We start from the raw sequence: 17,990 nt of genomic DNA on the forward strand, positions 1-17,990 counted from the left end.
CCCACCTCAGGCGAACTCGCAGGTCACGCTGGCGCCGCCGTCGAGCGTCGCATGGACACGCTTGAGGCTTTCCCCGGTGGCCATCGCATCGAGCAAGCGGTCGGCCACCAGCGGCAGCACATGCAGGTCCAGCAAGTGATCGATCAGGCGTGCGCCGCTGTCGCTTTGGGTGCACCGCTCCGCCAGGTGATCGACGAGGTCTTGCGAGTAAGTGAAATCCAGCTGACGACGGTTCAGGCGCTCGCCCAAACGACCGAGTTTGATTTCGATCAGCTCGCGCAACACCGGACCGCCGACCGGGTAGTACGGCACGACGCGCATACGCGCCAGCAGCGCCGGTTTGAAGTGTTTGCTGAGCACCGGGCGAATGGTTTCTTCGAGCACTTCGGCGGTGGGTCGTGCGCCGTTTTCGCAGAGCTCGCTGATGCGGTCGCTGCCCAGGTTCGAAGTCATCAGGATCAGCGTGTTGCGGAAATCGATCTCGCGCCCTTCGCCGTCGTTGGCCACGCCCTTGTCGAAGATTTGGTAGAACAGGTTCAGTACGTCCGGGTCGGCCTTTTCGACCTCATCGAGCAGCACAACGGAGTACGGCTTCTGACGCACGGCTTCGGTGAGCATGCCGCCCTCGCCGTAACCGACATAGCCCGGTGGCGCACCGATCAGGCGCGAGACGGTGTGTTTCTCCTGGAACTCGGACATGTTGATGGTGGTGATGAAACGATCACCGCCGTACAGCAAGTCGGCAAGGGCCAGCGCGGTTTCGGTCTTGCCGACGCCGCTCGGGCCGACCAGCAGGAACACGCCGACCGGTGCATCGGGTTTGTTCAGGCCGGCAGCGGTGGCGCGCATCGAGCGGTCCAGTGCGTGAACAGCTTGTTCCTGACCACGGATGCGGGTGCGCAGGTCGGTGGCGAAGCTCGCGACCTTGGCGTTGTGCTCACGGGCCAGTTGCGCCAGCGGTACGCCGGTCCAGGCGCTGATCACTTCGGCGACCAGGCGCGGGCACACTTCGAAGCTCACCAGACGTTCTTTGACCTGCAACTCGGTCAAGGCTTTGTGAGTTTCGTTGAGCGCGGTTTCCAGAGTTTCGACGCTTTGCGCTGCGTCCACCGGCAGTGTTTCGATGACGGTGCCTTCGGCATCTTCTTCAACCGTGACAGCAGGCTCGACGGGCGCGGTTTCGCGGGCCTTGGCCAGTTGCTGGCGCAGATCCAGCAAACGCTCGGCCAGTTCTTTCTGTTCGGTCCACAGCGTTTCGAGGGCGACCATTTCGTCTTCGGCCTTGGCCAGGCGATCTTCCAGAGCGCCCAACGCTTCGTGATCGATCAGCAGACCGGCTTCGGCATCACGACGCAGCGCCTGACGTTGACGCCCCCCTTCAGCCAGTTCGCCGCGCAGGCGCTCAAGGCTTTCCGGCGCAGCGGCGAGGCTGATGCGTACGCGGGCGCACGCGGTGTCGAGCACGTCGACGGCCTTGTCCGGCAGCTGACGACCGGCGAGGTAACGGGCGGACAATTCGGCCGCCGCCACCACCGCGTCATCGCGCAGGTAAATGCCGTGGCTCTTCTCGTAAACCTGAGCCAGGCCACGGAGGATGGTCACCGCTTCGCTGACGGTCGGTTCGTGCAGTTGCACCGGTTGGAAACGACGGGCCAGGGCCGGGTCTTTTTCGAAGTACTTCTTGTACTCCGCCCACGTGGTGGCAGCGATGGTGCGCAACTCGCCACGGGCCAAGGCTGGCTTGAGCAGGTTGGCCGCGTCGGAACCGCCGGCATTGCCGCCCGCGCCGATCAGCGTGTGGGCTTCGTCGATGAACAGGATGATCGGTTTCGGCGACGCTTTGACTTCATCGATGACGCCTTTGAGGCGACGTTCGAATTCACCTTTGACGCTGGCGCCGGCCTGCAACAGGCCCATATCCAGCGACAGCAACTCCACGCCTTTCAACACTTGCGGCACTTCACCAGCGGCGATGCGCGAAGCCAGGCCTTCGACGATCGCGGTCTTACCGACGCCAGCTTCACCTACCACAATCGGGTTGTTCTTGCGGCGACGGGCGAGGATGTCGACCATCTGCCGGATCGCGCCATCGCGGCACAGCACCGGGTCGAGTTTGCCGTCGCGGGCCTGTTGGGTCAGGTTGTGGGTGAAGCGCTGCAGCAGCGATTCGCCGGGTACAGCGGGTTTGCCCGTCGCCGGTTGTTCTTTCTGCGACAGGGCGAATTCTTTCAGGCGCTCGATGTTCAGTTTGGACAGCAACGACTGGTAGCGGCTGCCGGCGTAGCGCATCGGGTTGCGCAACAGCGCGAGGATCAACGCGGCTTGCTCGACCTGGCTTTGGCCCAGTTCAAGGTTGGCCACCAGCAACGCATCCTGCAGCCACTGCACCAGTTCCGGGGCGAACACCGGGTTGCGCGAGGCGCTGTGCTCGACCCGCGATTGCAGGGCGGCGCTCAGTTCACCGGCATCCACTTCGGCGTCTTGCAGCGCGCGTGCGAGCAAGCCTTGCGGGCGCTCCAGCAGGCCCAGCAGCAAGTCTTCGACGAGGATCTTGCTGCCGCCACGGGCGACGCAACGCTCGGCAGAACTTTCCAGATCACGACGGGTTTCGGCGTCCAGCGCCTGGATAAGTTGTTGCAGGTCTACGTTGATCATTGGTCATCTGTCCTTAATGAATTTTGCTGCCCAGGGTCACCACGCCGTCCGCTTTTTCGCGGCCCAGCCAACTGGTCCATCCCAGGCGACAGGCGTTCTGCTCACCGATGCGCAGTTCGCGGATTTCTTCCTGGCGCAATACCAGGCGAATGTCGTAATCGAGTGGGTCACGCAGGGTGAACCGCACCAGCGCGCACAGCGGCTGGTAGCCGAAACCGATCGGCAGGAATTCGTGAAAGCGCTGCCAGTCGAGCTCGCGGATGTGGATGCGGAATTTGCCGCTGCGGTCGCGTACGTGTTCGCCCAGCACCAGGTCTTCGCCGAGCAGGCTGTTGGCGCGGCCCAGCCGATTGCGCTGTTCGTCGAGAATTTCCACACGACGCTCGATGCACTGCTCGATGGTCAGTTCGGCGTGCTTGAAGTAGTAACGCAGCACCGCTTCGATCAGCGCCGCCGAGTGCGCCCGCAAGCTGAGCAACCCGAGGTACGGCAGCAGGCGTTTCCAGTTGAGTTCCTGGGCCTTGCGGATCTCTTCGCCGCCGAGACCGATCAACGCAAACAGCTGCGCGGAGAACGGATCGAGCGCGCCGCTCTGGAAGCTGGCGCGGTAGCGGTACTTGCGCCAGATCGGCAGCATCAGCCGTTGCAGGCGATGGTGAAACAGGTCGAGGAAGTGGCGGGTCGGGTTGCCGTCTTCGCTGTCGCCTAACGCCTGCTCGCCGTAGAACGCCGGCAGCGGCGAACCGGAGCCGACCAGGCCGATCAGGTTGAAGCGCAGGCGCGCGCGCATCTGCCCCTGCTCGTGGAAAAACTCCACACGATCGACGTCGCTGCCGGGGAAACCCAGGCTCGGGTTGGCCTGGAATTCCAGCTGGTCGTACAGGTCGTCTTCGCTCAGATGCGGGTGGGCCTCGCGCAGCCGGTCAACCACCAGCAGCACGGCCTGAAACAGCGAGTACTCGCGTATTCCCCGGGTCAGTCCGCTTAAAGAAGCGGCTGAAGGCCCATACGTGGTGTCCATTGGTACACCTCTCCTTGTGTACTTTTTACCCGCAGCTCGTGGTACGAATTGAGACTGGCGTAAAGCGCGAAAAACTCGTTGAGAACCGAAGCGAACACGAACAGGTCGCCCTCGCCGATATACCCTTCCGGATCGATGGTCAGCTCGGTGCGCAACCCGCGAACCGGCAACCCTCGGTGCAGTCGATCGACATGCTGGTGCTTGATCGACTTGAGCCCGCCGAGCAGGCGTTTGCTGACTTTCTCCGCGTGCTGGTCGTAATAGCGCGGCAGGTCGTAGGTTTCGAGAATCACCTTCAACGCATTGACGTCGGCCAGCGACAGATAGTTAAGCGACATGTTGCTGATCAGCTTCCAGAGGAAGTCGCGGTTCAGCGGCGGCGCGAAGCTCGACGTGGCCGGGGTGATGTTGCGGAAGCTCAGGAATTCCGGCGTGTCCTCGCATGCCATGCTGATGTCGCCGAGCTTGAGCTTTTTGGGCAGATTCTGGTTGGTGCACATCAGCTCGATCGACAGGGTTTCGTGGGCTTCGGTGTGACGGATGCCGAAGCTCAGGTAAGTGTCGAGGCCGTCGTGCAACGAGGACGAACGCTGGCGAATGCTGTAATGCGGGCGGCTGTTGGGCACGTCGAAACTCGGGTCGTGCTCGAAGGACTCGAACGGCACGTACTCCTGATAACCGAGGCCGCCGGGTTTCCAGCCGGTCACGGTTTCCACCGAGAACACGCCGCAGTTTTGCAGATCGAATTCGGCCGGCAGCAGCAGGTATTCGTCTTGCTTGCCGTCGAGGCGAATCGGCAAGGCGTCGTGCTTGAACAGGTTGACGATGGGCGTGCAGTAGAGCTTCACGTTGTCCAGGGTCGGACGCATCCGCATGATGCCGCTCTTGCGAATGTCGAAGCGCAATTCGAGGCCGCGCATTTGCTTGAGCGTGTCTTCCGGCAAGGCTTTGAGCAGGTCCAGACCGTTGATATCAACGAAGAGGAATTTGTCCTGGAAGGCGAAGTATTCCTGCAAGTAGCGATAGCCGCGGAAGGTGTTCAGCGGATACGGGATCAACGCTTCTTCTTCGGCAAACCCCACCGGCTGCACGCGGTCGCCGGGCATTTTGAACGCCATTGGTGTGCCGTTGACGCCGTTGATGGGCTTGCCGGCGCCGTCCAGCGGGATCAGTTCGATGCCTTCGAGGTTGCGCAACAGGCTGAGGTAGAGCATCTGGCTGATGTAGCGCTCGCCAGCGAAGTGCAGGCGCAGACGACTCAGCTCCAGCTCGCCCAAGTGACCATCTGCGCTCATCTCCAGGCGCAGGCTCAACAGCGAACCGTCGCCTTTCACCGAGTAATTCAGTGCGGCCAGATCCAGCGGCAAGACCTCGGTCGGGTAGCAGGTGCGGAAGCGGCAACGCACGTCATCGATCGGCACGCTCTCGACTGGCGTGTCGCGCTCGACCATCAACGCAGGCCCGGAACGCTTCAACGGATCGAACTGCAAAATGCTGAACGCCGGCAGCGGCCGCATGTAGTTGGGCCACAGCAGGTGCATCAGGGAGTGGCTGAGCTCCGGCAGTTCATCGTCGAGCTTCTGGCGCAGGCGACCGGTCAGGAATGCAAAACCTTCCAGCAACCGCTCCACGTCCGGATCCCGCCCGGCCTGACCCAGGAAAGGCGCCAACGCCGGGCTACGCTCGGCGAATCGACGACCTAACTGGCGAAGTGCGGTGAGTTCGCTTTGGTAGTAGTGGTTAAAGGACACGGGGTACCTGCCTGGTAGTGGAACTCATTAAAAAACTGTCCTTTGGATTACGCTCGATATCCGACTTGACCGCTGCATGGCACCTGCAGGTTGGCTTGGGCCAGCGCAATGGCTCATGCGGGGGGTCAGTTTTCAATGTGTACATAAGGGGTGTTGCTGATAAACATATTCAGCCAATGCGATTCCCACTGGGGCATGGCGATGTCGAACGTTTTTTTGTCTCTATTGAAATAGATCCAGGCAATGCCGACAGTTTCGTCATCTTCGGTCACCCTCATATCCAGTGATTGAGTGTCGTACAGAGGTGTACGGTAAACCTCTTGTGGGTTTTGCCTATCAATCACTCTCAAATAAGCCATTCCACCAAGCGTGAGGATCCTCCCAACCCTAACGTTCTCCAAAATATACCGGCCAGAAGGACTGACTACTGTCGAACTGGCTGGATAGTTTTTCATCGTACTGACAACAGAAAACAGCAGCACAGAAAGAGCTACGAGCAACACAACTGCTCGGCGAATACCTTTTCGATGCTTACCAACAAATAAACTGCTGAACCCAGGCATCATTCCCCACTCTCGCTTAACCAAAACAATGGGGACAGCCCCCTTTTTTGCGTTGAGTTAAAAACCCGCACCAGATCAATAATTGCCTCTAAGCCGGAGGCAAATTAGCGTAGTAACTACCGATCAATTCGATTACCGGAATCGACATCAGACATACGAATGTCAAGAACCTGTGAATCCAGTTATTGCGAATTTTTGATGAGATTCCACTGACAGCCAAGAGCAAACAAAGCAATGCCAAACAACCGAAAAAAAGACTGTCTGCAACAACCCCAAGGTAAACGTCAAAATCCATCTCACCCATCCTTTATTGTGAAATCCATCCGACTTACGCCGGCTTCCCGCACATACCGTTAAACTCGAAAAAATTCCAACGAAACAAGTCGAAGTTTTTCAGGTAATCATTTTTAAATGAATTGGCCGACAGATTGTGATAATCCCAACCCACTACAACCTTCTCAAAGTAACCAGACTCAATCGGCATTCCCGCATAACCCTCATTTTGAGGGTCTGCCATGTTTTTTCCCATGACATTTCGGACAGCGGTCCATGGCTGAGTACTCCATCCACCGGTATTTCCCTGCCTGATATCAACTCTAGTGGCGGCCACCTTGAAAGCCATCTGAATGTGGTGCGCCCGGGTTTTCATGGGAATATCGCGAATGAGCGCGAGAATATCGCCAGGTTTCAATACGCCGACTTCTGCAACGGCCACGGTATTCTCGTCAACTCGCTGCATGTCTGGCGCACCATATGTCAACATCACCATTTCCGAAAAACCGTACATGGTCGAACTGTATTTATCATGTTGCTCCGGGTTATAGACTTCCATGTTCTTGTATGTCCTGACACCCGTCTTCAACACAACTGGAAGCCCTCGCTTGCTCGCAAACTCACAGAGCACTCTGAGCGCAAAGTCCTCACAAGTGAATTTGTTATTACTTACCGCACCCTCTCTGTTCCAGTACTGTTCTACCATCAAGCGCTCGATAATGTTCGGAGCCTGCTCGTGGTACTCGGCAATATCTGAATCAGACCAAAATGCAGTTGTCTTCCAAAAAACTTTTAGAACAACTGTCGCGCCCGTTTTTTCCGCTTTCGGGGTCAGATTGACACCGGTAAACTCGATGCCTTTGCTCATAGCCTGCGGTGTAATGACTACGCTCAACTCATCACCCCTTTAATGGCTGCGAAGAAATCGAACTTTTCACCCTCTTTGCCACCGACTAGTTGAGTTCGGCCCATCGCATCAGTGCTACCTGAGATCATTTCACCTTTCGCGTTTCTAATTTGATAGGGAATATCCTGAAGAGGGTTTCCGTCCTGATCTTTCATCACGACATGTTGAGTATGAGAAAACAGCATCAACGGAACCGGCGGAACAAACGGCACCGCCGAATGCGAATTCCCGATAATCACCGTCCCGGACCCAGCCGTAACCTTGTTGCCATGAGTGCCAACAGAACCCACGGTGGCCGCCGGTTTCCCATTAATCAAAACCGTTGTCGCAAGATCGCCAACCATCGCACCACCACACGCCGAGGCATCGCCTTGGCGGGCGGCCGCGAGGCCGTCGAAGAAGACGTCGCCGGAACCGGCGGCGATCGGGTTGGTGCCGTGGCCGGGGAGCGGGCAAGCGGTGGGGTCGGATACGCGGGCTGCGGGTTTGCCGGACATACGAATCTCCTTAGTTGACCTTGACTTGACCGCTGCCATCCAGGCGCGCGGCGAAACTGACCTGGCGCTTGAAACCATCAACTTCCAGCAGGCCTTCGATGCTGAAGGACAGGCGAAGCTGATCGTGATCACGCGGCAGGGAGATGACACGCACATTGCTCAGGCGTGGCTCGTAGGCTTCGATGAAATTTTCGATGGCCAGACGGGCCTGACTCAGGGAGTCGTGCAGGCTCAGGCGCATGTCATTGAGATCGGGTAGCCCGTAATCGGACAGCGTTTGCACGCTGCCCGCACGGGTGCTGAGCATCTTGGCCAGATGGGCAGCCACGGACGCCATGGCGGAAACCTCGCGGCTCCAGCCGACGCGTTTGTCCGCGTCGCCACCCAGGCGTTCGAAAAGGCTGCCGTATCCAGTCATGAGTTAGGCTCCGCTTACTCTTTGTCCAGCTTGCCAACCAGCGACAGGGTGAAATCGGCACCCATGTACTTGAAGTGCGGGCGCACGTTCAGGCTGACGCGGTACCAGCCAGGCTCGCCTTCGACATCGCTGACGATGATCTGGGCAGCGCGCAGCGGACGACGGCCACGGACTTCGGCGCTTGGGTTTTCCTGGTCGGCCACGTACTGGCGGATCCACTTGTTCAGTTCCAGCTCGAGGTCGGTACGTTCTTTCCACGAACCGAGTTGCTCGCGCTGCAGCACTTTCAAGTAGTGAGCCAGGCGGTTGACGATCATCATGTACGGCAGTTGGGTGCCGAGCTTGTAGTTCAGCTCTGCGGCTTTGCCTTCTGCGCTGATGCCGAAGAACTTCGGCTTCTGCACCGAGCTCGCGGAGAAGAACGCCGCGTTGTCGGAGCCTTTGCGCATGGTCAGGGAAATGAAGCCTTCCTCGGCCAGTTCGTATTCACGACGGTCGGAAACCAGAACCTCGGTAGGAATCTTGGTTTCGATTTCGCCCATGCTTTCGAAGTGGTGCAACGGCAGGTCTTCAACCGCACCACCGCTCTGCGGGCCGATGATGTTCGGGCACCAGCGGAATTTGGCGAAGCTGTCGGTCAGCTTGGTGCCGAACGCGTAGGCGGTGTTGCCCCACAGGTAGTGCTCGTGGCTGTTGGCGACGGTTTCTTTGTACACGAACGATTTGACCGGGTTTTCTTCCGGGTCGTACGGGTTACGCAGCAGGAAACGCGGCACGGTCAGGCCAACGTAACGGGAGTCTTCCGATTGGCGGAAGCTCTGCCATTTGGCGAATTGCGGGCCTTCGAAGTGATCTTTCAGATCCTTCAGGTCCGGCAGGCCGGTGAAGCTTTCCAGGCCGAAGAATTTCGGGCCGGCCGCGGCAATGAACGGCGCGTGGGACATACAGGCAACGCTGGACACGTACTGCATCAGCTTCACGTCTGGCGAGCTTGGGGACATGAAGTAGTTAGCGATGATCGCGCCCACAGGCTGGCCACCGAACTGGCCGTATTCAGCGGTGTAGATGTGCTTGTACAGGCCGGCCTGCATCACTTCCGGCGAATCTTCGAAATCGTCCAGCAGGTCTTCTTTGGAGACGTTGAGGATTTCGATCTTGATGTTTTCGCGGAAGTTGGTGCGGTCGACCAGCAACTGCAGACCACGCCACGACGATTCCAGGGACTGGAAGTCCGGGTGGTGGAGGATCTCGTCCATCTGACGGCTGAGCTTGGCATCGATCTCGGCGATCATGCGGTCAACCATGGCTTTCTTGACCGGCTCACCGTTGTTCTGCGGCTTGAGCAGCTCTTCGATGAAGGCCGACACACCGCGCTTGGCGATGTCGTAGGCTTCGTCGTCCGGCGTCAGGCGGGTTTCGGCGATGATGCTGTCGAGAATGCTGTATTCGCCGTTCTCGTTACTCTTTTGCTGCGCTGCACTCGTGCTCATGTTGGCTTCCTTGGCTGATGGAGACTCAGGCGTCCTGGGCTGCGGCGTTCAGGCCCAGCTCACCCAGTACGCGACCGCGGGATTCGTCGTCGGCGAGTACGCCTTCGATGGCTTTGCGGAACGCAGGCGCGTTACCCAGCGGGCCTTTGAGGGCCACCAGTGCGTCGCGCAGTTCCATCAGTTTTTTCAGCTCGGGCACTTGCTCGACCAGCGAGGCCGGGTTGAAGTCCTTCATCGAGTTGACGCGCAGTTTCACGGCCAGTTCTTCAGTGTCGCCTTCTTCCTGAAGACGATTCGGCACGCTCAGCGTCAGGCTCAGCTCTTGCTTGGCCAGCACTTCGTCGAAAGTCATTTTGTCGATGCTGATCGGCTTGCGATCTTCGACTTTGCGTTCGTCCTTGCGGTGGGTGTAGTCACCGATTGCCAGTAGTTTCAACGGCAGTTCAATCTCTTCCTGGGCACCACCGGTGGCAGGTTTGAAGGTGACGTTGATGCGTTCCTTGGGGGCTACCGAGCCTTCTTTGGCCATGGCTTTTCTCCTTGCGGTTGTGGCCCTGGGGCCTATTCGAGTACCACTTCGAGATCGAGGTGGCACAGCCTGCGATAAATCTCTTCCTTGCGTTCACGTACGGCATGGTTCTGCGGCAACAACTCGCAGCAGCTATGCAGTAAATGCAGCACTTCCAGCGCAAGATCGGGCTCCCAGGCGTGCAGGCCTGAGTCCTGTAATGTTTGGTCGAGGGTTTCGAGTTGGGTCTTGGCCAGTTCGTATTTCTTGGCCATGAAGCACAGCCGCGCGAGGGCGAACTGCCAGAAGAATCGGACGCGCCCGCCGTGGGCACTTTGCAGGCCCTGCTTGAGGATTTGCACGGCAGCCTTGAGGCCGTCCTTGCGCAGAATCGGCAGGACTTCTTCCAGGGCCAGTTCCCAGGCCGGCTGGGTGTCGGCGACTTCGACCTTGCGCGGCGCACTGGCGCTTTGCAGGTGCGGCATGACATTGGCGCTGACCCAGGCACGGGTGGCCGGATCGGCGAACGGAGCACCGTCATGGAAACGCAACTCGACGATGCCAGGCAGGCGCTGAACCAAAAGCGCGAAGTGGATTTCCACTTCGCGCATTGCCATGTCGGCGTTCAATGCCTGGAGACATTCCCAGACCATTCGCTGGCCATCGAACCAGAACGGTGCCTTCGCCAGGCTCGCCTCCAGTTCCACCAGCAGGTCGGCGTATTTGCCCTGATCGTAACGGTCCTGATAGGCCTTGAGCTTGTCGGCCGGCAAGCCGCGCAGCACGGTGATCTGTTCAGCGTTGCGTTCAGGGACGGCGTCGATGGGCAACCACAGCAACGTGCGATTGAGGCGCAGGGCGCGCAGGTCGGTGGCTTTTTGCTTGAGCCACCAGGCACACAACGGACGGGCGCTTTCCTGCTGGGCGCGCAGGGCCTTGTGGGCTTCTTTTTCGTTGTCGATCGGCGCGCCGGGCGTTAACAGTTGTGTCGCGACTTGTTTGACCTGAGCCACCGCAGCACCGACCACGCCGGGCTCCGGCTGGTTGTCGGCGGCGCGTTGCACCATGTTTTTCAGGCGGCGGGAGATCGGCAGCAGCAACGGCGCGTCATCGCCCAGATGCTCGGTGCACGCGGCGTCGAGGCCCTCAAGGTGTTCGACCAGCCGCCGGAACATCGGCAACTGCTCTTTGATCGCGATATTTTCAGTCAGCACCTGCTCAAGACGCGGCACCAGCCAACTGATCGCAGCGGAGCGCGTGCGGGCCTTGTTCGGGTGGACATCGGCCCAGTGGCTTTCGCACAGGTAGTGCAGCAAACCGAGGCCGGCGAGCAGGCCTTGAAAGGATTCGCGCTGGTACAGCGCCCAGGTCAGCCAGGCGCCGACGCGCAAATCCTTGGATTGGGTACGCAGCAGGTTTTCGCTGTTTTCACGGATTTTCAGCCAGTCGATCTGACCGCTTTCGTGCATGGACGAGGCTTTGGCCAGCTCACTTTCCAGTGCTTCATATTCGCTCGAGAAGCGAACATCCTCGCCCGCGAAATTCTCTTTGGAAACAGAGACTTTTGCGAGTTCAAGGTAATGAGCAGAAAGTTTGCTTGAGTAGGACATCCATGGCCTTTAGTTTGGATTACGGTCATACGCCCATTGGAATTCCAACGGCGAGGGACGGTAACGAAGAGCTGCGAAGAGTCTCATCCAATTGAGATCGTGCTCTTACAAAGTGGGCGCATCGTACTCACGATGATGGCCACTAGCAAGCACCCGAGTAAACAATAAGACAAAGTGTGTTTATCACTCCTAGGAGATTTCCCTATATATAGCAAGGGAATCCCTGAGATCGGCTCAACTGTTTATTGTTCGGCCAACAGGCCGAAAACCGTTGAGATAGAGCCATCCAGCCTCTCATCCTGAATAAATCCCGTATTCATTGCCTATGCACTCCCTGAGGCGGACGTGAAGCATGCCAAAAATATAAAAGGAAGAATGTAGGAGCCTTCTGAAATGTTACTGATCGCAATGAATAAATCGATGAGTGACAACAGTCGACAAGAAAAGTGCCATCATAATGATGGCATTTTATAATTAACACAAAGTTCCAGAATGGAACTTTCAGTATCACGGAAATTTCATACTTCGCTTCAGGATCCCTCCTACATCAATACTTTGGAGGCCTTGTTAGCGTGCCCGGCATTTTGACGACTTCCTCAAGCCGGACATGGTTCGGTCGTCGCGTTTTTCTCTCTTGGCTTAAGGACGAGCCACTCGAAAGCAAAAGGATAAGCGCATGTTCGCACCCGCCAATGCCGCGCAATTCACCCTTACGATCCCGACGGTTCGCAACGATTTTAAAGTGCTGGCATTTGAAGGCACTGAAACCATCAGCGCCTTGTACTCGATTCACATCGAACTGGTCAGTGAGTACCCGGATTTCGATCTGGAGAGCTTGCTAAACCAACCCGCATTTCTCCAGTTCGGCCTCAACGGCGAAGGCATTCATGGCCATATCGACGGGGTTTTCGTAGGCGATGTCGGCAAACGCCTGACGCGCTATCGCATGAACCTGGTACCAGCGCTACACGACCTGCAGTTCAGTCATGATCATCGGATTTTCCAGGGCCAGACGGCGCCGCAAATCATCGCTCGGGTACTCAAGGGGCACGGCATTCAGGCCGATGCGTTTTCCTTTCACGTCAGAACGAGTCCCGAGCGCGAGTACTGCACCCAATACGGGGAAAGTGATTTTGAGTTCGTACGGCGACTGTGCGCCGAGGATGGCATTGCATGGCATCACCAGCATTCCCGGGAAGGTCATGTGTTGGTGTTCAGCGATGACCAGACCGCCTTTCCAAAATTGGGTGAAACGCCTTATCTGCAAGACGCCGGCATGGTGGCGGAGCATCCGGTCATCAGCCAGTTTTCCATGCGTTACAGCACCCGTCCCAGCAAAGTCACTCGCCGAAACTACGACCCGAAACGCCCAAGCGCGCTGCTGGAAAGTCGCTTCATCGCCGAGTTCAGCCCCGAGCTTGAGGACTATCGTTACCCACTGTTTTTCGAGAATGAAAAACTCGGCAAACAGCTCGCTCGGCAAGCGCTGGAGCGGCACCGCACCGACTATCAATTAGCGGAGGGCAAAAGCGATCAGCCGTGCCTGCGCAGCGGTCACTTTTTCAGCCTGACGGATCACCCACGTGAAACGTACAACGATCTCTGGCTGCTGCTCAGCGTCATTCATTCTGGAAAACAACCTCAGGTGCTTGAAGAGTCAATCACCGACGCTGAGGACGGTTTTACCCAGGGCTACCGCAATAGTTTCAGCGCGATTCCCTGGGACGTGTTTTATCGGCCTCCACTGCCGGCACCACGTCCAGCGCTGGTCTGCCAGACCGCGCGCGTCACCGGGCCCGTCGGCGAAGAGATTTACTGCGATGAATATGGCCGCGTCAAAGTCGAATTCCACTGGGACCGCGCGGAGCACAACACCGAGAAAAGCAGCTGTTGGTTGCGGGTGGCGTCGAGTTGGGCGGGGGATCATTTCGGCGCGGTGACTATTCCGCGCATCGGCATGGAAGTCCTCGTCACCTACCTCGAAGGCAATCCTGACAACCCGCTGATCACCGGTTGCCTGATCAACAAGGTCACGCCGGCGCCCTACCCCTTGCCCGAAAACAAAACCCGAACGGTACTGCGCAGCCACAGCTCACCGCAAACCGGTGGCTACAACGAACTGTCGATTGAAGACCGCGCCGGGCAGGAGTTGATCTACCTGCGTGCTCAGCGGGATCTGGAACAGAAGGTCGGGAACGACAGCCGACTGGACGTGGGGAATGAACGCCAGGAAACCATCAAGGGAAACAGCATCGCGGTGCTCGGCGCTGAAGAACATCGCACGGTCACGGCGGATCGCAAGGTTCAACTCAAGGCCAGCGACTATCTGCAAATTGCCGGGAGTAGCCACAACCGGATTGGCGAAGCGTTGGTGGTTGAGGCTGGTGAGCACGTTCATATCAAGGCTGGCGCCAATCTGGTGCTGGACGCGGGCGCCAGTATTACGTTGAAGGCCGGTGGTCACCACGTCGTGATCGATGCGGGTGGGGTGTTCAGCAGTAGCGAGGTTGAGGTCGGTGGTTCACCGGTGGCGGGGATGGCGGCGCATGCGTTGTTGCCGGGGACGGTGGCGGGGTTGTTGGCGGCCGTTGTGCCTGCGCCGTTGGAAGAGGATGAGCTGGAGGAAGAAGAGGAGGAAGTTGAAGAGGAAGGGATTACGTTGCGAATCGGGGTGTTCTTCGATGGCACGGGCAACAACAAAGCCAACAGCGAAACTGTGGCAGCGTGTTATGCACCGGATGCCAAACTGGAGGAGGCAGCAGAGGAGGTACAGAAGTATTGCGCTGCTTATGGGTATGACGGCAACGGGAGCTCGCCGGACAATAGTTATGGGAATGATGTGAGCAATATCGCGAGGCTCTACGACTTGTATGCAGATCACTCATCCAAACCTATTCCCGTGGACGAGGAAAAAGCATTTTTGCGCATCTATGTGGAAGGTATCGGCACTAAAAGCAACGGCGAAGACTCGTACCACGGCCTGATCACGGGTAGGGGCGAAACTGGCGTAGTTGCCCGTGTTGAACAGACCCCGGCAAAAATTCTGAAGCAAATACGGTTTTTCCAAGAAGGAAACCCAAACGTAGTTGTAGAAAAAATCGAGTTCGACATTTTTGGTTTCAGTCGAGGTGCTGCAGCGGCTCGGCATTTCGCGAACGAAGTACTTAACGGTGAGAAAGGTGTTTTAGCGCAAGCAATACCCGCCGCATCACCGATCTTTTCTCGAAGCTTTAACTGGCGAATAAAAGCAGGAGTTGCCATCAACTTTATTGGCCTGTTCGACACTGTTGCGGCCATCGCCAAGCCTGGTTTTTTTGACTTTACGGTCGCCAATGGCAGAAACCCTGGAGTCAATCTAAGACTCCCTGACGGCTGTGCTGAAAAGATAGTGCACTTGGTCGCGCGAGACGAAGTCCGCGAAAATTTCGCCCTCAACAGCCTAGGTAGTACAGATCTGGTTTTGCCCGGCGTGCACTCAGACCTTGGCGGTGGTTATTTGCCAATAGCCCATGAAAAACTCCTGCTAGGTAAACCTACAACTAGCACCGTGAGTGAGAGCATGGCGGCAACCCGAACCGCCGCTTACCTTTCCGCTGAAAAAGAGGCATTCGCCTGGTATGGAAAAGGTGTCGTTGACGTCGAAGGTCCGCGCAACAATATCAAAGTGGCGTATTGGGAAAGGCTGCTGCCTTATTCAAAGGAGTCAAATGGAACAAATACAGAACAACAGAAAAAGGTTTTTGCAGCTGCCTCCATCGAACGCCCGGTTCGTGGCGAACTGTCGTTGGTGTATTTGCGGATCATGCGTGAATTGGCAGTTCGGCACGATGTGCCATTCAAGCTGATCCCTGATACCCCTGCCCTGCGTTTACCCAAGGAATTAGAGCCTATACACAAAAAGCTCCAGGCATATGCCATTGGTGAAACAACGCTAGAGGGATTGACGCCTCAAGAAAGAGCGATGCTGCGCAGTCGCTACATCCACCTTTCCGCTAGCTGGAACGCAGCTAGAGACTTTGATAGCAGCGATATGAACATCATGTTTATCAACCGGCCTGCCAATGGCGGAAAACGTGTGGTGCATCCTCATGAGTAATTTCCTACGTCACACAAAAATCAGCGCCGGCCTACTTTTAGGTTTGCTGCTGATCGCTTACATACAAAGTTTTGCGCAATCAAGGCACGACGAGCCTTGGTCTCTAGGCTTCGGGGCGCCGGATTACATGGAAGTCTGGATTGAAACAGCGGACGTTGTGGATATCCGCGAGCGTGTGTTTCGTCGCGCTGGCTCTGGGATCGCATCCGTACTAACGCCAAAAGACAACAAGGGGGAGCCCGCTGGCTGGCCCAAAAGTCCCGGCCGAGGTGCCGGTCGTGACGTACTTGGCGCGGACCTGCCTCGTCTGATTTACGTGCGCTGGCAGTCATTGGCAGAACCTCAAACCTACGAGGCTTACATCGTCATTCCCGAATCAGCGCGGGAAATCATGCGCAAACCTGAGAAGGCCTTTTGCAGAGCTGACGGTAAATGGATCACCGACTACCGAGCCGATATCGGGATAGGTTTGGCACCGGGCGGCATTGCTAAAATCTGGCTCGGCGGCCCCTGCTTGAAGTCGATCGAGATTGCTCGGGTAGTGGGTACCATCAATAAGCAAGGTCCCTCTCAGGGGAAAAATGAAGGCCGTTATGCTCTGCCTTTGTCACCGGAGTCCAAAGCCTACATTGAGAAGTTCGGGATTCCTTATGACTCTTGGTAACAACTACCTCGCGGCCTCGCTGCGCATCAAATCGGCCAAACTGATCCTAAAATACGCCGGTCTACTTTTTGGATTGCTGTTGATCGCGACCACACAAGGTTTCGCGCAATCAAGGTACAACGAACCTTGGTCTCTAGGCTTCGGGGCGCCGGATTACATAGAAGTCTGGATTGAAACAGCGGACGTTGTGGATATCCGCGAGCGTGTGTTTCGTCGCGCTGGCTCTGGGATCGCATCGGTACTGACCCCAAAAGACAACAAGGGAGAACCCGCTGGCTGGCCAAAAAGTCCCGGCCGAGGAGCCGGTCGTGACGTACTTGGCGCGGACCTGCCTCGTCTGATTTACGTGCGCTGGCAGTCGTTGGCAGAACCTCAAACCTACGAGGCTTACATCGTCATTCCCGAATCAGCGCGGGAGATCATGCGCAAACCTGAAAAGGCTTTTTGCAGAGCTGACGGTAAATGGATCACCGACTATCGAGCCGATATCGGGATTGGTCTGGCACCGGGCGGCATTGCGAAAGTCTGGCTCGGCGGCCCCTGCTTGAAGTCGGTAGAGATTGCTCGAGTAGAAGGAACCATCAATCCAAGAGGTCCTTATAAAGGTAAGTCCGGCGGCAAACATCGCCCCTTGTCTGAAACATCCAAGGCTTACATAGAAAAGTTCGGAATTCCCTATGGGAATTGGTAAGAAATGTCGAATTTTCGATGGTTAAACATCGCTCGACAGCGCTTGTTTAAAACGCCTCAAGGTTACGTCCTGCAAGCTACAACACCTTGCGTCGTTGCCTACGGCTACGCCAGAATCCGCCGGCTTGTGCGCCTTGGGGCTGGTCGGTAACTTGGTTCGTGTCACTGCTCATCAGTGATCGGGTTTAGTCGCCCGCTGGTAATTGAAGATGCATGAGCATCCGTCAGACAGGTATTCGTGCCTGAGTTTGATGGCGGCTGTGCGTAGGGCACCTTTGGGTGCGCCGGCTTCTTCAATTCCCCGGTCCGACTAACCTGCGCACAGCTGCCACCCCTTCGTTTAGTCGGCGAAGTGGTGTCGGCATCACTCAAGGAATTGAAGATCATGTTCAAGGTCACACCCAACCCGCCAGACGCCGACCCAATCTCCCCCTACGAAAGCCCCGACTCAAACAAACTCAACGAAGCCGCCGAGCGCGCCCTCGACCATCACTTCCCCCCAGCCGAACCCAAGCCACCAAAGCGCAACGGCCAACTCTTCGCTGTCTGCTCCGGCATTAACACGGAAGCCCTCCTCGCCAACGCCTCGGAAGATCTGCTGTCCATCAGCGCTATCGCCGCCGACCTCGCCGACAATGTGGACGGCTCACGCCGCTCCGTAGCCCTGGCGCTCAGCCGCATGGCCGACGGCGTACATTTGTTGGTGGAGCGAGCGCTGGATCATCTGGACGAACCGGAAATGGCAGCAATTTTCGCCCAGCAACAAAACCGCATCAGCTAAACCGCACCCACAAAAAAATGGGCACCCAACCCAGTTGGCGTGCCCATTTCTTATTCCGCTCCCGCG

General features: G+C 57.3%; 14 protein-coding genes. 4 read left to right on the forward strand and 10 right to left on the reverse strand.

The window, feature by feature from the left end; all coding sequences use genetic code 11:
- Positions 1-6: 6 nt before the first annotated feature.
- The 10 genes from tssH to tssA form a co-directional block, all read right to left on the reverse strand.
- The gene (gene tssH / locus ACM1ZW_RS08330) at positions 7-2,655 is read right to left on the reverse strand and encodes a type VI secretion system ATPase TssH (RefSeq protein WP_416740402.1); all 2,649 of its coding nucleotides are present in this window, start codon (positions 2,653-2,655) and stop codon (positions 7-9) included.
- Positions 2,656-2,668: 13 nt separating this feature from the next.
- Positions 2,669-3,676, reverse strand: coding sequence for a type VI secretion system baseplate subunit TssG (gene tssG, locus ACM1ZW_RS08335; protein WP_031319179.1), 1,008 nt, complete (start codon positions 3,674-3,676; stop codon positions 2,669-2,671).
- Entirely contained in the window at positions 3,640-5,427 is a 1,788-nt protein-coding gene (gene tssF, locus ACM1ZW_RS08340; protein ID WP_017341536.1) for a type VI secretion system baseplate subunit TssF, read from the reverse strand. The genes tssG and tssF overlap by 37 nt, the downstream gene beginning before the upstream one ends.
- Positions 5,428-5,552: 125 nt before the next feature.
- On the reverse strand, positions 5,553-5,993 hold the full coding sequence (locus ACM1ZW_RS08345) for a hypothetical protein (RefSeq protein WP_193393004.1): 441 nt from the start codon (positions 5,991-5,993) through the stop codon (positions 5,553-5,555).
- Between the two features lie 325 nt (positions 5,994-6,318).
- Positions 6,319-7,158, reverse strand: coding sequence for a hypothetical protein (locus ACM1ZW_RS08350; RefSeq protein ID WP_238588307.1), 840 nt, complete (start codon positions 7,156-7,158; stop codon positions 6,319-6,321).
- Entirely contained in the window at positions 7,155-7,667 is a 513-nt protein-coding gene (locus tag ACM1ZW_RS08355; RefSeq protein WP_017341540.1) for a PAAR domain-containing protein, read from the reverse strand. Before ACM1ZW_RS08355 ends, ACM1ZW_RS08350 begins: the two co-directional genes overlap by 4 nt.
- Positions 7,668-7,677: 10 nt before the next feature.
- Complete coding sequence (tssE, locus tag ACM1ZW_RS08360) at positions 7,678-8,085, reverse strand: type VI secretion system baseplate subunit TssE (protein ID WP_008150080.1); 408 nt, start codon at positions 8,083-8,085, stop codon at positions 7,678-7,680.
- Positions 8,086-8,099: 14 nt separating this feature from the next.
- Positions 8,100-9,575, reverse strand: coding sequence for a type VI secretion system contractile sheath large subunit (gene tssC / locus ACM1ZW_RS08365; RefSeq protein ID WP_017341541.1), 1,476 nt, complete (start codon positions 9,573-9,575; stop codon positions 8,100-8,102).
- 25 nt (positions 9,576-9,600) lie between these two features.
- A complete protein-coding gene (gene tssB / locus ACM1ZW_RS08370; RefSeq protein ID WP_010465292.1) occupies positions 9,601-10,104 on the reverse strand; it encodes a type VI secretion system contractile sheath small subunit in 504 nt (167 codons plus the stop codon).
- A 32-nt stretch (positions 10,105-10,136) separates the two neighbouring features.
- A complete protein-coding gene (gene tssA, locus ACM1ZW_RS08375; RefSeq protein ID WP_416740403.1) occupies positions 10,137-11,693 on the reverse strand; it encodes a type VI secretion system protein TssA in 1,557 nt (518 codons plus the stop codon).
- Between the two features lie 676 nt (positions 11,694-12,369).
- Between tssA and tssI the strand changes: the two genes are divergently transcribed.
- From tssI to ACM1ZW_RS08395, 4 genes are all read left to right on the forward strand, one after another.
- Entirely contained in the window at positions 12,370-15,789 is a 3,420-nt protein-coding gene (gene tssI, locus ACM1ZW_RS08380) for a type VI secretion system tip protein TssI/VgrG (RefSeq protein ID WP_416740404.1), read from the forward strand.
- Positions 15,782-16,453 (forward strand): DUF2931 family protein, encoded by a 672-nt coding sequence (locus ACM1ZW_RS08385; RefSeq protein ID WP_416740405.1) that lies wholly within the window; start codon positions 15,782-15,784, stop codon positions 16,451-16,453. Before tssI ends, ACM1ZW_RS08385 begins: the two co-directional genes overlap by 8 nt.
- Positions 16,440-17,144, forward strand: coding sequence for a DUF2931 family protein (locus ACM1ZW_RS08390; protein WP_416740406.1), 705 nt, complete (start codon positions 16,440-16,442; stop codon positions 17,142-17,144). Before ACM1ZW_RS08385 ends, ACM1ZW_RS08390 begins: the two co-directional genes overlap by 14 nt.
- Before the next feature lie 384 nt (positions 17,145-17,528).
- Positions 17,529-17,924 carry a DUF6124 family protein gene (locus ACM1ZW_RS08395; RefSeq protein ID WP_416740407.1) on the forward strand — a complete coding sequence of 132 codons (396 nt, stop codon included), beginning with the start codon at positions 17,529-17,531 and terminating at the stop codon, positions 17,922-17,924.
- The last annotated feature ends 66 nt before the right edge of the window (positions 17,925-17,990 follow it).

Source organism: Pseudomonas sp. NFX71, assembly GCF_048079215.1.
In the GTDB taxonomy this organism is placed as follows: Bacteria; Pseudomonadota; Gammaproteobacteria; order Pseudomonadales; family Pseudomonadaceae; genus Aquipseudomonas; species Aquipseudomonas fluorescens_B.

Coding starts and splice junctions, on each gene's coding strand:
- tssH (WP_416740402.1), bottom strand. CDS start 2,655: ATGATCAACGTAGACCTGCAACAACTTATCCAGGCGCTGGACGCCGAA.
- tssG (WP_031319179.1), bottom strand. CDS start 3,676: ATGGACACCACGTATGGGCCTTCAGCCGCTTCTTTAAGCGGACTGACC.
- ACM1ZW_RS08345 (WP_193393004.1), bottom strand. CDS start 5,993: ATGATGCCTGGGTTCAGCAGTTTATTTGTTGGTAAGCATCGAAAAGGT.
- ACM1ZW_RS08355 (WP_017341540.1), bottom strand. CDS start 7,667: ATGTCCGGCAAACCCGCAGCCCGCGTATCCGACCCCACCGCTTGCCCG.
- tssE (WP_008150080.1), bottom strand. CDS start 8,085: ATGACTGGATACGGCAGCCTTTTCGAACGCCTGGGTGGCGACGCGGAC.
- tssC (WP_017341541.1), bottom strand. CDS start 9,575: ATGAGCACGAGTGCAGCGCAGCAAAAGAGTAACGAGAACGGCGAATAC.
- tssB (WP_010465292.1), bottom strand. CDS start 10,104: ATGGCCAAAGAAGGCTCGGTAGCCCCCAAGGAACGCATCAACGTCACC.
- tssA (WP_416740403.1), bottom strand. CDS start 11,693: ATGTCCTACTCAAGCAAACTTTCTGCTCATTACCTTGAACTCGCAAAA.
- tssI (WP_416740404.1), top strand. CDS start 12,370: ATGTTCGCACCCGCCAATGCCGCGCAATTCACCCTTACGATCCCGACG.
- ACM1ZW_RS08385 (WP_416740405.1), top strand. CDS start 15,782: ATGAGTAATTTCCTACGTCACACAAAAATCAGCGCCGGCCTACTTTTA.
- ACM1ZW_RS08390 (WP_416740406.1), top strand. CDS start 16,440: ATGACTCTTGGTAACAACTACCTCGCGGCCTCGCTGCGCATCAAATCG.
- ACM1ZW_RS08395 (WP_416740407.1), top strand. CDS start 17,529: ATGTTCAAGGTCACACCCAACCCGCCAGACGCCGACCCAATCTCCCCC.